Source organism: Saccharopolyspora gloriosae, from assembly GCF_014203325.1.
Taxonomy (GTDB): Bacteria; Actinomycetota; Actinomycetes; order Mycobacteriales; family Pseudonocardiaceae; genus Saccharopolyspora_C; species Saccharopolyspora_C gloriosae.
The window spans coordinates 4,433,652-4,448,280 of sequence record NZ_JACHIV010000001.1 but is presented as its reverse complement, the minus strand read 5'-3'; the positions used below and the strand labels follow the sequence as shown (position 1 = coordinate 4,448,280).

At 70.2% G+C, this 14,629-nt stretch carries 11 protein-coding genes; 3 read left to right on the top strand and 8 right to left on the bottom strand.

Features of this window, described 5'->3' with window-relative positions:
• Positions 1–3: 3 nt before the first annotated feature.
• Together BJ969_RS19585 and BJ969_RS19580 are read left to right on the top strand one after the other, a co-directional pair.
• Positions 4–1,500: an ABC transporter substrate-binding protein gene (locus tag BJ969_RS19585; RefSeq protein WP_184480766.1), complete on the top strand. Its 1,497-nt coding sequence runs from the start codon at positions 4–6 to the stop codon at positions 1,498–1,500.
• Between the two features lie 415 nt (positions 1,501–1,915).
• A complete protein-coding gene (locus BJ969_RS19580; RefSeq protein ID WP_343071495.1) occupies positions 1,916–2,305 on the top strand; it encodes a hypothetical protein in 390 nt (129 codons plus the stop codon).
• A gap of 63 nt (positions 2,306–2,368) precedes the next feature.
• Here the strand turns inward: BJ969_RS19580 and BJ969_RS19575 are convergent, their stop codons facing one another.
• From BJ969_RS19575 to BJ969_RS19545, 7 genes are all read right to left on the bottom strand, one after another.
• Positions 2,369–3,553, bottom strand: a complete 1,185-nt coding sequence (locus tag BJ969_RS19575) for an acyl-CoA dehydrogenase family protein (RefSeq protein ID WP_184480764.1) — start codon at positions 3,551–3,553, stop codon at positions 2,369–2,371.
• A gap of 43 nt (positions 3,554–3,596) precedes the next feature.
• Positions 3,597–4,574 carry a 3-hydroxyacyl-CoA dehydrogenase NAD-binding domain-containing protein gene (locus tag BJ969_RS19570; RefSeq protein WP_184480762.1) on the bottom strand — a complete coding sequence of 326 codons (978 nt, stop codon included), beginning with the start codon at positions 4,572–4,574 and terminating at the stop codon, positions 3,597–3,599.
• Between the two features lie 14 nt (positions 4,575–4,588).
• Positions 4,589–5,326 carry an acetoacetate decarboxylase gene (locus BJ969_RS19565; protein ID WP_184480760.1) on the bottom strand — a complete coding sequence of 246 codons (738 nt, stop codon included), beginning with the start codon at positions 5,324–5,326 and terminating at the stop codon, positions 4,589–4,591.
• Between the two features lie 56 nt (positions 5,327–5,382).
• Positions 5,383–6,579, bottom strand: coding sequence for a CaiB/BaiF CoA transferase family protein (locus BJ969_RS19560; protein ID WP_184480758.1), 1,197 nt, complete (start codon positions 6,577–6,579; stop codon positions 5,383–5,385).
• 141 nt (positions 6,580–6,720) lie between these two features.
• Positions 6,721–7,614, bottom strand: a complete 894-nt coding sequence (locus BJ969_RS19555) for a LysR family transcriptional regulator (RefSeq protein ID WP_184480756.1) — start codon at positions 7,612–7,614, stop codon at positions 6,721–6,723.
• Positions 7,615–8,037: 423 nt separating this feature from the next.
• Positions 8,038–8,967 carry an ABC transporter permease gene (locus BJ969_RS19550; protein ID WP_425503611.1) on the bottom strand — a complete coding sequence of 310 codons (930 nt, stop codon included), beginning with the start codon at positions 8,965–8,967 and terminating at the stop codon, positions 8,038–8,040.
• A 473-nt stretch (positions 8,968–9,440) separates the two neighbouring features.
• Complete coding sequence (locus BJ969_RS19545; protein ID WP_184480754.1) at positions 9,441–12,245, bottom strand: alpha/beta fold hydrolase; 2,805 nt, start codon at positions 12,243–12,245, stop codon at positions 9,441–9,443.
• Between the two features lie 556 nt (positions 12,246–12,801).
• On the opposite strand from BJ969_RS19545, the gene BJ969_RS19540 reads away from it, so the two are divergent.
• The gene (locus BJ969_RS19540; RefSeq protein ID WP_184485522.1) at positions 12,802–13,773 is read left to right on the top strand and encodes a TerC family protein; all 972 of its coding nucleotides are present in this window, start codon (positions 12,802–12,804) and stop codon (positions 13,771–13,773) included.
• 185 nt (positions 13,774–13,958) lie between these two features.
• On the opposite strand, the gene BJ969_RS19535 is transcribed toward BJ969_RS19540, so the two are convergent.
• On the bottom strand, positions 13,959–14,615 hold the full coding sequence (locus BJ969_RS19535) for an RES family NAD+ phosphorylase (protein ID WP_184480752.1): 657 nt from the start codon (positions 14,613–14,615) through the stop codon (positions 13,959–13,961).
• Between the last annotated feature and the right edge of the window lie 14 nt (positions 14,616–14,629).

Genomic DNA, 14,629 nt, shown 5'->3' with positions numbered 1-14,629 from the left:
GCAGTGAACACACCGACGAGGTTCGATTTCCACCCGCCGCAGTACGCCAAGCGGGCCGCGCGGGACAGGCGGCTGCGGGTGCTGCGCAACGCCGGTGCGCTGGTCGTCGTCGTGCTGCTGCTGACCGGGGCGTGGGTCGGGGCCGCGTGGTGGCTGAGCGGTTGCTCCGCGGGCATGTGGCGCGGGGTCGACGACGAGTGCGTCGGTGTCAGCGACGGCTCGGCGAGCCTGCACCACGGGCTGCGCGACGTCGAGGAGAAGATCGAGCGGGAGAACGACCGGATCGCGGGCCTGGACAGGAAGGTCGTCACGGTCGCGGTGCTCACCCCGGTTCCCGAGCCGGGTGGTGATCGGGGCAGCGTGTCCCTCGACCAGGCCCGTTCGAAGATCATCGGCGCGTATCTGGCGCAGCGGCAGGCCAACTCCGTCGAGGGCGCCTACCCGTTGTTCCGGCTCGTGGTGGCCGACGAGGGCAGCGACGAGCAGGACTGGGAGGAGGTGGTGGACGAGTTGATCGGCATGACCGACGACGAGCGGCCGCTGGTCGCCGTGACGGGAATGGGCGTCAGCGTCGGGGAGACGATCAGCGCCGCGCATCGGCTGGCGGACCACCAGATCCCGATGGTCGGCGCGGTGCTCACCGCGGACGGCCTCAACATGACCGGGGCGGTGCGGCCCGAGGACGGGCCGATCAGGGGGTTGTACCGGGTGAGCCCCAGCAACCGCACCGAAGCCTTGGCGCTGCACGAGTTCCTGGTCAAGCGGCCGCGCGAGTACATGCTGGTGCGGGATCAGAATTTCAACGACTTCTACACCACCGGGTTGCGGGACGACTTCGCCGAGGTGTTCTCCGCTGAGCTCGCGGCAGGGGTGCAGCGGTCCTTCGACGGCACGCCGGGCATCAACGGCACGACCAACCAGTTCAACGAGATCGTGGCCGAGCTGTGCAGTCCGGGCACTCCGGACACGGTGCTCTACGCGGGACGTGCCTCGCTGCTGGACGCGTTCGTCGAGAAGCTCCGCGTCGAACACTGCGGGAAGACGATCACCGTGGTGACGGGGTCCGACGCGGCGAAGCTGAACGAGACGGAGCTGCCGGGGCACGTGGAGGTGGTGTACGCGGCGTTGGCCGACCCGAAGGCCTTGGGCGACGCGAGGTTCAACGAGTACGCCGAGGATTACAAGGTCAACTTCGACGGTTTCCGGCAGCTGGAGAGGATCGGCTCGCGCGATCTCGCCAACGGCTGGGCGATCATGGAGTTCGACGCGATGACCGCCGTTGTCGACGCGGCGCAGAAGGCCCTGCTCAACGAGACCGAGATCGGCCCGGCCGAGGTCAGGACGGCGTTGGTGAGCTTGACCAGCGAGCGCAACGACATCGACGGCGCGGGTGACCGGTTCCACTTCGACGCCGACACGGGAGACCCGGTCGGCAGGACGATACACATCATTCACCAGGTCGGGCTCGAATCGAGGCCGGTGCACAAGTACACGTCCTGACGAGGTTCCGCGTGCGCAGCGGGAAAATCGCACCGAACGGCGGAGGAGCCGCCGGTGGGCGCGAGTGTTGTCGTTCGGGCGGCCGACGGCGTTAGCAGGTGATCGGGACGGCGCCGGGAGATCACTCTGACGGCGGCGCCGGTGCTCGGCGCCGATGGCACTGGGTGAGCAGAGGTGCGGCGGTGTTCCCGGAATTGCGCCGCAGGTGGGATCCTGCTGCGGCGATCCGGGTATCTTCGGAATTGTTCGGAATTTCCCCCGGAACCGCTGGGTAATGTCTGGTCCGTCCTGATCGAGGGACGATTCCAGGATCGGCGACGAGTCCGGTCCTCGGTTCGAAACATGGGGGTTTCGGATGAAACGGCGAATGATGGTGTGGCTCGGTGCGCTCGCGTTGGCAATGGGGACCGGAGGCGTGGCTCAAGCGAGCACGAATTCGGATGGAATGCCGCTGAACGCGCCGACGGCCACCGTGGAGGTGCAGTCGGAGGACGGCGCTTCTGCGCAGGCCACCTGCTACTACCCGGTGGCTTCGGGCGGTGCGCTGGTCTGCTTCAACCCGACCGGCGAGCACCTCTACATCTGCGATCGGGCGGCGGACGGGCATCACCCGGTCGCGCGCTACTACCGCAGCGACAAGTCCGGGTTGAAGACGAAGCACGCGAACGTCGGGAACGGCAAGTGCCTGGATTGGAACCTGTCGATTCCGGAATCCGGGTGGATCAACTACCGCGCCTGCAATTACGAGGGCAGCACGGCGCTGAGTTGCAGCTCGTTCTCGGGTCGCATTTCGGCCAAGGGCTGACGATCGGCTGAAAGCGGGCGCGGTGTCCCGCGCCCGCTTTCCGCGTTGCTCTCAGGCGAAAGCTCACGCGAAGGCGCTCAGTCCCGTGATCGACTTGCCGACGATGAGGGTGTTCATCTCGCGGCTGCCCTCGAAGGAGTAGACGGCTTCGGCGTCGGCGAAGAACTTCGCCACGTCGTAGTCGAGTACGATCCCGTTGCCGCCGAACAGCTCCCGCGCCCACGCGACGACCTCGCGCATGCGGGTGGTGGTGAAGGCCTTGGCGAGCGCGGCCTGGTCGGCGCCGGCCTCGCCCGCGGCGGTGAGCTGGTTGAGGCGCACCACCATCCCGAACATGGCGGTGATGTTGCCGAGCATCTTCACCAGCAGGTCCTGGATCATCTGGAACCCGCCGATGGGCTTGCCGAACTGCTCGCGGTTCACCGCGTACTCGCGGGCGAGCTCGTAGGCGCGCATCGCCACGCCCAGCGCCTGCCAGGCCACGCCGCCGCGGGTGCGGGCGAGGACCTTCGCGGTGTCGCGGAAGCTGTTGATGTTCTGCAGCCGGTCGGATTCCGGGATCCGCGCCTGGTCGAAGACGATGTCGGCGTTCTGCACGCTGCGCAGCGCGATCTTGCCTTCGATCTTGGTGGCGGTGACGCCGGGCGTGTCCTTGCCGACCACGAATCCCTTCACCTGGTCGTCGGCCTCGTCGCGGGCCCACACGACGATCAGGTCGGCGAAGGTCCCGTTGCCGATCCAGCGCTTGGCCCCGTTGAGCACCCACTCGTCGCCTTCGCGGCGCGCGGTGGTGCGCATGCCGCCCGCCACGTCGGAACCGCCCTCGGGTTCGGTGAGCGCGAACGCGCCGATCTTGTTCATGGCGACCATGTCCGGCAGCCAGCGGTCCCGCTGCTCCTGATCGCCGCCGCCGAGGATGCTGCCCATCGCGAGTCCGGTGTGGACACCGGAGAACACCGCCAGCGACGGGTCGATGCGGTTGAGCTCGATGCTCAGGAACCCGGCGAACAGCTCGCTGCGCTGCACGCCGTCGCCGTACTCGGGGTACTGGTAGCCGGCCAGCCGCAGCTTCGCGAACTTCTCGATCGCCTCGAACGGGAATTCCGCCTTGTCCCAGGCCGGATTCGCCAGCGGGGCGATCTCGCGCTGCAGGTAGTCGCGGATGTCGGCGAGCTCCGCGCGCTCGGAGTCGCTGAGCAGTCCGGCGTAGCCGAAGAAGTCCGGGTCGGTGTTGACCTTCTTGGCCATGGTGGCCTCGCTTTCTGCGTGGTGGCCGGGAATTCCCGGCCGGTCAGTTCCGGTGGTGGCGGCCGTGGGGCGAGTCGTCCTCGGAGTCCAGGGCCGCGCGGAGGGCGTTGTGCCTGCGGTCGCGGGACCGCGTGCGCTCGACGTAGGCGTCCGCGCCGGAGCCGTAGGCGGACTCGGTCTGCGTCGTGAGCTCGTCGATCGCGGCGGGGGTGAGCGCGGGGTCGCCGAGTTCCTTCCAGCGTTCGGCCATGCCGACGCCGAGGTGGCGCATCATGTGCCGGATGCCGCCGGGCCCGCCGCCGAGGTGGAAGCTCTCGAACGGGCCGATGGTGGCGTAGCGGCCACCGAGCGACGCCTTCATCACGGTGTCCAGTTCGGACGCGCTGACCACGCCGTCGAGCACGAGGCTGATGGCCTCCCGCATGATGGCGCTCTGCAGGCGGTTCGCGACGAAGCCGTCCACTTCCTTGCGCAGTCGCACGGGGGTCTTGCCGATCTCCTGGTAGAACTCCAGCGCGCCGGTCACGACCGGCTCGGCGGTGCGCGCGCCGGGAACGACCTCGACCAGCGGCACCACGTGCGGCGGGTTGAACGGGTGCGCGATCAGCATCCGGGCCGCGACCTCGTCGGGCAGGTCCTCGGCGATGTCGGAGGCCACGATGCCGGAGCTCGACGAGGCCAGCACCGCCTCCCGCGGTGCGTGCGCGGCGATCTCCGCGAACAGCTCCTGCTTGAACCCGAGCCGTTCCGGGCCGTTCTCCTGCACGAGGTCGACGTCGCGGACGGCCTCGGGCAGGGAGGGGGCGACCTCGATCCGGCTCAGCAGGTCGGCGGGCGCGGTGCCGGGAATTCCGGCCGACAGAGCTGGAATCGCTTCGGTGAGCACCTGCGCGAGGTCGTCGCGCGGGTCGGTCAGCCGCACCCGCAGGCCGTGGGCCGCGAACAGCGCCGCCCAGGACAGGCCGATGGTGCCCGCGCCGACCACCGCCACCGTCGCCCACCGCGGATCGTCGTACGTCATCGGGGATGTCTCCTTCATTCGGCGAGGTAGTCGTGAACCGGGGTCGCCGCGCCCAGCGTGAGGTCGGTGACGATGTGGCTGGCGGAGACGACCTCGCGCACCGGGAGGTCGGCCAGCGGCGCCAGCACGTGCTCGAACAGCTGGAGCCGCGCCGGGCCGGTGTGGGCCTCCTTCACCGCGATGTCGGTGATCTGCGCCCGCACCAGCTCGCACACCCGGGGGACCCCGCGATACCCAGGGACGATCTTGAGCATGAACGAGGGAACGGTGATCTCCGCCCGCGCCTCGGCCGGGTCCAGCGGGTGGTGCTTGTAGCCCATCGTCGCGGTCGCCACCCGCTGCGAGCCGTAGTCGAGGGTGCCGACCAGCGCACCGTGGTCGGCGAACAGCGCGGGCGAGCCCAGCACCTTCGGGTAGGCGCTCGCCTCCCGGCCGGCCGCGGTGGCGGGGAAGTTGTCCAGGTACATGGCGTGCAGGTACTCGCCGCGTTCCGCGCCGAGCCGCACCGGGATCGCCTGGCCCGCCTCCACGTACGGGCCGAACGAGGTCACCTCGCCCATCTTCATGATCTCGAACCGCACCAGCGGCTCGTCGACCTCCAGCGGCTCCGGCACGACCGCCCGCAACGCCTCCGGGTCGGTCCGGTACACGATGTTGAGGTACTCGCGGTCGGTGAACCGGGGCACCGCCGCGGCGAACGCGGGCGCGGTGAGCGGGGTGGTGGGGCTGCGCAGGATCTGTTCGCGATTCACGACACGTCTCCTCGATGTTCTGGATGCGGATTTCGCGGTGAGCGGCGGGAAAGCGCTCAGGCGACGCCGAGTTCGCGGAGCACCTCGTCGGTGTGCTGGCCGGGCAGCGGGGCGTGGCCGCGGATCGAGGCGGGGGTGGCGGAGAAGTTCACCGGCACCCCGACCATCCGGTAGGCGCCCTCGGTGGGGTGCTCGGTGAGGTCGAGCAGGTGGCCTTCGCGGACGTAGTCGTCGTCGGCGGCCTCGTCGAGCTTCAGCACCGGGCCGACGGGGATGCTGTGCTTGGTGCACACGTCGATCCACTCGGCGGTGGTCAGGTTCGGCGTGACCGACTCGATCATCTCGGCGATCGCCTCGCCGTCGCGGAGGGCGTCCAGGATCTCGCCGTTGACCCGCGGGTCCTCCGCCAGCTCGGGACGGCCGGCGGCGTGGAACAGGTCGCGGCAGTTCTGCGGGCTGTACGGGATGATCATCGCGAGGCCGTCCTTGGTCGGGCGGGCCCGGTGTCCCTTCGTGAGCGACGGGGCGAAGCCGGTCGGGCCCATCGGCGGCTCGAACGCGGCGCCTTGGAGGTGTTCGACCAGGTTGAACGCGAGCATGGTGTCGGCCATCGGCACCTCCACCAGCTGGCCCTGACCGGTGGCGCGCTGGTGGTGCAGCGCGGCGAGCGCGGTGTAGGCGATGGTCAGCGCGGCGACCTTGTCCGCGAAGATGCTCGGCAGCACCACGGGCGCGCCGATGTCCCCGGCGCGATCGGCCAGGTCGAGCAGTCCCGAGGCGGCCTGCACCGTCTCGTCGTAGGCGGCGAGGTCCGCCCGGTCGGAATCCGGCCGGAAGCCCTGCGCGTGCGCGTAGATCAGGTGCGGGAAGGTCTCGGCGAGGCTCTGGTGGTCCATGCCGAGCCGGCGCAGGGCGCCGATGCGCATGTTCGTGATCAGGATGTCGGCGCCGCCGATGAGCTGCAGCGCCTTCGCGTGGTCGGCTTCGTCCTTGAGGTTCAGCGCCACGCTGCGCTTGTTGCGGTTGACGTTGAGGTTCAACGGCGTCATGCCGGGGGTGCGGTGCAGCGTGCCGTTGCGGACGGTGTCCTTCGGCGACTCGATCTTGATCACGTCCGCGCCGAGGTCACCGAGGATCTGGGCCGCGTAGGGCCCCATCACGACGGTGGCCATGTCGATGACGCGGACGCCCGCCAAGGGGCCCGTCCGGCCTGCGTCGGGGGTGCCGGGGGCAGGGCCTGCGGGAGCTGTCATGGCTGCGGAGTTCCTCCTCGCGCGAATCCTTTTGCTTCGCTAACGACGTTACGAGGGGGTTTCCGGCGGCGGCAATCGATCGGTGCGCCCGATCGGCGAACATGGGCGTGACCGCAGCGGTCACGCGGTCGTCATCGCAGGTCAGGACAGCGCGTGGCGCGCTTCGGAGATCAAGTCGGCGAGGTCCGCGCCCGGCTCCGCCCGGTCGGTGCGCCAGATCAGGCCGGTCACGAGCACCGGGTCGAAGTCGGCGAACGGCAGCAGCACGACCCGGTCGTGCTCCGACGGGCGGCCCATCTGGTTGCGCGGATCCAGCATCGAGATGCCGAACGCGCCGCCGTTGGCGACGAATTCGCCGATGCCCGAGTAGTCCCGCGTGCTCAGCGTCGTGCGCCGGTGCACGCCCGCGGCGGCCAGCCGGACCTCCAGCTGGTCGAAGTAGGTCGGCGACAGGCCGGAGCCCGGCCGGGCGTAGACGTGCCCGGTCAGCTCGGACAGCGACACCGATTCCCGGTCGGCGAACTCGGCGGCGGGCAACACCGCGCCCAGCGGTTCCCGCAGCACCTCGCTGGATTCCACGCCTTCGGCGTGCGCGGGCAGGTGCACCAGCGCGAGTTCCAGTTCGCGGCGACGCACCTGGTCGAGCAGGTCCTGGCTGCCGCCGGGCCAGCGCCGCACCTCGCAGCCCGCGGTGCGGTCGAACTCCCGCAGCCGTTCCCGCACCGTCGGGTGCAACCCCGGCGGCACGCCCACGTGGACCACGCGCTGCCGGGTGTCCACCTGCTGGCGCAGCCTGCCGGGGAGGTCGTCGAAGCGGTTCAGCACGTCGGTGGCCAGCGGCAGCAGCGCGGAGCCGGCCGGGGTGAGGTTCACGCTGTGCGAGTCGCGGTCGAACAACCGCACTCCGAGCTCGCGTTCCAGGTCGCGCACCCGCCTGCTCAGCGGCGACACCGCCATGTGCAGCTGGCGCGCAGCCTTGGAGAAGCTCAGGTTCTCGGCGACGGCGGCGAAGTACCGCAGATGGAACACCTCCATAAGCCGCAGCCTATTACCCCGAACAGCCCCACCGGCCAAACCCACCACCCAAGCTCCACCGAAGGCCCCCAACGGCCTGCGCACCAAAGCTCCCTGCCGATCCCGAGCAGGCCAGACCCTTCGGCGGAGCCCCGCCAAGACAAGACGAACCACGCTCGCCCGCAGCCGAAAACCGCGCCCAGCGGCGAAGCCGTGCCTTGGGCGGTCGAAGCAAGCCTGCCTTGCGGCCGAAGGCCGTGCTTGTATGCGCGTCAGCGCATAGCCCACGTCACAAAGGTGACAACCCGCGGGTTCTCAGTGGCTTCCTCGCGAGGACAGCTTTTTCCCTCGTGGCGGAGCCACTTGGGAAAAAGATCCCGCAGCGAGGAAGCCACTGAGGTTCCGCCACCCGACCACCCGAGCAAAACGACCCCAGAACCCCGATCAACTCGTAATGTCCTTGCCGTGGAAGCGCCAGTGGGCGAGCGTGATGAACACCGTCGCGTAGATCAGCGCTGAGCAAGTCCCGTTGGCCATGCCGGTCCAGTCGACTTCTTCGGCGAGCAGGTCGGACCAGGCGCTCGCGTAGTGCGTCGGGAGGAACGCTCGCAGCGATCCGAGCGCGGAGATCTGGTCGAGGATCTGCGAGAGGATCGAGACCAGCAGCGCGCCGCCCACCGCGCCCAGCGGCGCGTCCGTGCTGACGCCCAGCCAGAGGGCGAGTCCGGCGACCCAGCTCAGCTGCACCGCGAGGTACGCCACCGCCAGCGCCAGGTGCACGGCGCCCGCGGCGAACGAGAGCACGCTGCCGTTCGGCGTGGCCAGTTCGCCGGGCCCGTACCAGAACAGCCCGACGGCGAGCGCCACGGTCGGCAGCAGCACCGTCCCGAGCAGCGACAGCAGCGCGGCCACGATCGCTTTCTGCCGCAGCAACCGGCCGCGCGGCACGGGCGCCGCGAGCAGGTAGCGCAGGCTGGACCAGGAGGCTTCGCTGGCCACGGTGTCGCCGAAGAACAACGCGACGACCAGGACGAGCAGGAATCCGGCCGAGGACGACACGGCGAACGCGGCGAAGTTCAACCCGCTGGAGGTCGCCATCCCGGCGAGGTCTCCGGTCCGCGGGGTGGATCCGTCGTCGCCGATCTCGAACGCGGCGAGCAGCAGCAGCGGCAGCAGCATCAGGAATCCGAGCGCGAGCCGGGTGCGCCTGCGCCCCAGTTGGCGGGCGAGTTCGACCCGCACGGGCAGCGTCCGGCCCGCTTGGTAGCCCTGCACGCTGCCGTCGGCCTGGGTGGGGTCTTGCGCGCTGACGGGCAGGGCCGCCGCTGTTTCCGCCGCGGGTTCGGCGACCGAGACCTGGCCGGTTTCGACGATTCCGGATCGTCCTGTGGAGGTGTCGGTGAAGCGGGGGTGTTCGGCGGCGACGCCGGTCGAGCGGTTCGTGGGGATCACGTCGTCGGTGGCCGCGGGCCGCGTCGTGGTGGGGGAGGTCGCCGCCTCCGTTCCGTCGCATTGCCACGTCGGCGAGGTCCAGTCGGCCGGTTCCGGCTCAGGTAGGTCGGCCCGATCCGCGTCGAGCACGTCCTCGCGCGGCTGTTCGTCCTCGGGTTCCGGGTCGTCGGCGAGCATCGCGTCGGCGCCCCACACCGGTGGCGGTCGCCGCTGCGCCGGGTCCAGGTCGGGGAACCCGCCTGATTCCAGCGCGCGGGCGATCGCCGCCCGGTGCCGTTCGGATTCCGTCGACAACGGCTGCGTCTCGCGTCCCGACTGCTCGCCGTGCTCCGGGGCCGCGGTCCACGGGTCCGGGACGGGGGCTTCGGCGGATTCGCCGTTCGACCGTTCCGCCATCAGCGCTGCTCCTCTCCGACCAGGTTCAGGAAGGCGTCTTCGAGCCTGCGGCGCGGCCCGACCTGGCTGACCGCCACACCGGAGGCGACCAGCGCGTTCACCGCGATCGACCGGCTGTGCCCGGCGAGGTCCGCGTGCACCAGGTCACCGTCGACCTGCACCGCGCCCAGTCCTTCGAGCGAGCGCAGCGCGGTGGCGGCCTGCTCCGGGTCGTCGACGCGGAACGTCGCCTGGCCGTCGACGGACACGATCTCCTCCACGCTGCCGGTCGTGATGACCTTGCCGCGGTGCATCACGATCACGTGCGTGCAGGTCTGCTCCACTTCGGACAGCAGGTGGCTCGACAGCAGCACGCACCGCCCGGTCGCCGCGTAGCGGCGCAGGATCTCGCGCATCTGGTGGATCTGCGGCGGGTCCAGCCGGTTCGTCGGTTCGTCGAGCACCAGCAGGTCGGGCAGCCCCAGCATGGCCTGCGCGATCGCCAGCCGTTGCTGGGTGCCTTGGCTGAACGTGGCGGTGCGGCGGTGGGCGTGCTCGCCGAGGCCGGCGATGTGCACGACCTCGTCGAACCGCGCCTGCAGCATCGGCCGCCCGGTGGCCGCCCAGTAGTGCTTGAGGCTGTCCAGCCCGGTCAGGTGCGGCGGGAATCCGGGTGATTCGACGAGCGAACCGATCCGGGAGAGCACCGGCGCGCCCGGTTCGACCTGGTGCCCGAAGACGCGGATCTGCCCCGCGGTGGGGTGCAGCAGTCCCAGCAGCAGGCGCAGCGTCGTCGTCTTGCCGGCGCCGTTCGGTCCGAGCAGTCCGACGATCTGCCCGCGTTCCACGCGCATCGACACGCCGTCGACGGCGGTCACCTTGTGCGGGTAGGTCTTGGTGAGGTCGGTGATCTCCAGCGGGGAGCCGTTCGCCTCCGGTTCCTCGGGCCGGGCGTAGCGGCGGCGCAGCCGCGAGAGCAGCCAGGTCAGCCCGAGCAGCGCGAGGATTCCGGCGATGCCCGCGACGGGCGCGGTCGGGAACGTGCCGCCGGTGATGCCGGTGGCCTTCACCGACGGCACCGACAACGCCCGGTCCCCGGTCACGTCCACCCGGTGCACGGCCGATTCGACCGGCACCGCGTAGGCCTGATCGGTGGTGGTCACCGCGAGCTCCAGGCGGTGCCCGGTCTCCAGCGAGTGCACCACGCCCGGCAGCGCCACGTTCACTTCCACGGGCCTGCCGCCGGGCCGGAGCCCGGTGACGTGCATCGGGGCGACGCCGTCTCCCACCAGTTCCTTGCGGCCCTCGCGGTCGACGTCGTAGAGCTTGGCGAACAGCACCGCGTCGCCGGTGGTGGGCTGGCCGGGGACCGCGGCCACCGACAACCGCGTCTGCGGCACGCCGGAGATCAGCAGCCGCGAGGACACCGGTTCGGTGCGGAAGTTCGCGACCTGCCCCGGCAGGTCCCGCGGTTCGGACCGATCCCTCCGGCCCGGGGAGCCGGGCAGCGAGCTCAGCGCGGCGGGGGAGCCGCCCGGCGGGTTGACCACCTCGGTCGCGGGGCCGGTGAGGTCCAGCGAGAACCGCGGCGTGCGATCCGAACGCACGCCCGGGTAGTCGGGGGAGGCCATGGTGCGCACCGGCACGTCGCCGTCGCGGCGCGCGGCTCCGGCGATGTCGTACTCGAAGCGGTTGCCCGGTGCGCCCGCGCCGCGCAGGTGGGAGGAGAACCAGTCGGCGATGCGCGCCTGGACGCGGGCCTGGGGCGCGGAGCCGTCGTGGCCGCCGGCGAACCACAGCATGCTGACGTCGCCGCCCGCGGCGGCGATCTGGCGGGCGTTGGCGTCGGCCTGGTCCAAGCCGAACAGCGTGTCCTGCGTGCCCTGCACCAGCAGCGTCGGGATTCGGATGTTGCCGTTGTTCGAACTGGGGGAGACCGATGCCAGCAGCTTGCGGGTCTTCTCCGACGCGCGACCCGTGCGGGCGAGTTCGCTGTAGGCGGCGCACACCTCGGCGGTGAAGTTCCCGCAGGTGGCGGGTGGCGGCGTGGCGGTCCGCTCGCCGGTTCGCACCGGGGCTCCGGCGCCGCCCGCGGTGGGTCCGCCGGTGGCGAACAGCAGCCCGGCCCAGGCGCGCCGGAACACGCCGTCGGGCCCGAACGCGCCGTGCGCGGGGGTGTCGGCGGACGGCGGCGCGGTGCCCGCCGCGTTCGGCAGCAGCGCTTGCCCGAGGTCGTTGTAGGTCATCACCGGCGCGATCGCGTCCACCCGCGCGTCGCTTCCCGCCAGCAGCAGGCTCAGCGCGCCGCCGTAGGAGCTGCCGGTCACGCCGACGCGCGGGTCGCCGTCGCGGTCGCGCTGCACCTCCGGTTGCCGCGCGAGCCAGTCCACGAGCTGGCGGGCGTCGGAGACCTCGTAGTCCGGGGAGTTCAGCGCGATCCGGCCGGTGCTCCCGCCGAATCCGCGCGCCGAGTACGTCAGCACCGCGAAGCCGCGCCGTGCGAGGTCCCGCGCCTGCCCGTCCGCGTCGGTCTTGTCGCCGCCCATGCCGTGCGCGATCACCACCGCCGGTGCCGGGGTGGTGGCGGGCGCGTAGAGGGTGGCGTCGATCTGGATGCGCTCCAGCCCGTCGGGGCCGTCCTGGACGTCGATGAGGGCTTCGCGCGGCGCCGGTGGTGCCGGCTGCTCGCGCTCACCGGACCAGAGCGCCGCCACACCCGTGACCAGGAGCACGGTGATCACGATGAGCAGCAGGAAACGCCTGCCGTGGCGGAGGAGCTGGGGCACGGGGCCGACAGTAGGGGAAAGAGGCGGCAACGGATTCATCCTGAGGCGGGCCAGGGCGAAGACGCTATGAAGCAGCAACCGAACAGAAATCCGGTCGCCTCCTGCGGCGTCACCCTCGCGATCGTCGAGTCGTTCGGTGCACGGCCGCATCCCCGAGTGCGGGCGCGGCGATCATAACCGCACGCTGGACGGGCGCGATCGCCCATTCGTTCGAGTGAGTGTGGTGCGATCGATGGGATTGGTCACACGGCGGCACCGGTACCCCGTAACGGGTGATGCTTTGACCAGGGCATTGTGGCTTCAAGTAGCTCGCCGTAGTCTTCCGTGCGCATTCGGGTCGATCAACCCGGGCTGGTGTTCGAAGCAGTGCATAAGTGACAATCTTGGCAACGTTGTGGAGGGGAGTATTCCTTCGCGGCGGCATCGTCATCACGGCCTCGTCGGCTGCCTCTAGGCTGCTGGCGGGACCCGGTGCCGTCGACCGGTACGCCGGTGGAAGAGACCTCCGGTCCCGGCGCATGCCCTGAACCGGAGGTGATCGATGGGTGCCAGGATGATGGCGGCCCAGCAGGCTCAAGCAGCAGCGGTCGACACGCTGCACGTTCCGTGGTGGATCTGGGCGGCGACGCTGGGCGGACTCGCCCTGCTGCTGCTGATCGACCTCGTGATCGTGGACCGCAAGCCGCATGAGGTGACCACCGGCGAGGCCGCTCGCTGGGTGATCTTCTACATCGCGTGCGCCATCGCGTTCGGCATCGGAGTGTGGATCTTCGGTGATCAGCACTTCGCGATCGAGTACTTCACCGGTTACATCACCGAGTACTCCCTGAGCGTGGACAACCTGTTCATCTTCATGGTGATCATGTCCAGCTTCGCGGTCCCGACGATCCACCAGCACCGCGTGCTGCTGATCGGCATCCTGCTGGCCCTGGTGATGCGCGGTGCGTTCATCGCGGTGGGTGCGGCGCTGATCGAGCGCTTCGTGTGGGTGTTCTTCGTGTTCGGCGCGTTCCTGATCTGGACCGCGATCGGCATGATCCGGAACAAGGACGAGGACGAGGAGTACAAGGAGAACGTCGTCGTCCGCTGGGTCCGCAAGGTGTTCCCGGTGACCGAGGAGTACCACGAGACCAAGTCGATCGTGAAGATCGACGGCAAGCGCTGGCTCACCCCGATGTTCGTGGTGATCGTCGCCATCGGCAGCGCGGACCTGCTGTTCGCCGTCGACTCCATCCCGGCGATCTTCGGCATCACCCAGGACCCGTTCCTGGTCTTCGCGGCGAACGCCTTCGCCCTGATGGGGCTGCGGCAGCTGTACTTCCTGCTCGGCGGGCTGGTCGACAAGCTGGTCTACCTGAACGTGGGGCTGTCGATCATCCTCGGGTTCATCGGCATCAAGCTGGTGATCCACGCGCTGCACGAGTACCACGCGGTGCCCGAGTGGCTGGAGATCAACAACTGGATGTCCCTCGGCGTGATCATCGGCGTGCTGGCGATCACGACGATCGCGAGCCTGGCGAAGTCGCGCAAGGACGAGGCGGCTCAGCCGGCGCCCGAGAAGTCCTGACCTGACGAACAGAACGCGCGGCACCCCGTTGTGGGGTGCCGCGCGTTTCTGTTCACGGCCGGGTCGAACGCCGCGACTGACGACGTCACCCGGCGGACTTGAATCCGGCCGCGTTGGTGCGAACCTCCGCCGATTCCTCGCGAAATTGCCAACGCCGAGGCCGACTTCCGGCGGGGGTGCCGCGGTCAGTCGAGCAGCGTGTAGTTGAGCTCCTTGCACACGCGGCCCAGCGGCACGTCGAGCCCGGGATGGTCCAGCGGCAGCAGCACGTCGGGGGCGTCCGGCAGGGCCGTCGCCGACGGCGGGTCCCACAGGCACAGCGACGGGTTGCCCCCGTCCATCGCCGACCGGTACCAGAGCCCGTCGAGCTCCGGGTAGGCCGCGCGGATGCTGCGCGCCCAGGCCTGGGTTCGCTCCTTCGGCCCGTTGCTGATCGCCTGCGAGGCGCCCGCGCGGGTCGCCCACAACCCGGCCAGGTCCAGCAGCCGCAGCGTCCGGCGAGGGCGGAACAGCACCAGGTGCGGCTTGCGGGTGCGGCGGTCCACGGTGGACGTCGCCTGGAAGACCTCGGCGACGCAGGTGCGCACGGACAGCGAGAAGTACAGCACCCCGTGCTCGCGGGTGACCGTCGGACCGCCCTGGGTGTTGGGCAGGTGCGGGTCGAAGCGCGCGTGCGGCAGCGGCCCGGCGTAGCGGAAGCTGTCCCACTGCTGCGGGTGGTTGCCGCCGGAGGTGAACACGCGGGCGAGCCGGGTCCCCGCGGGTACCGCGATCACGTCCTCGGTACGTCGCAGCATGGCTTGCAGTACCGCCGGGGCCGGCGGCTGGGGGAGTCTTGCCAACGGATGTCCTGGTG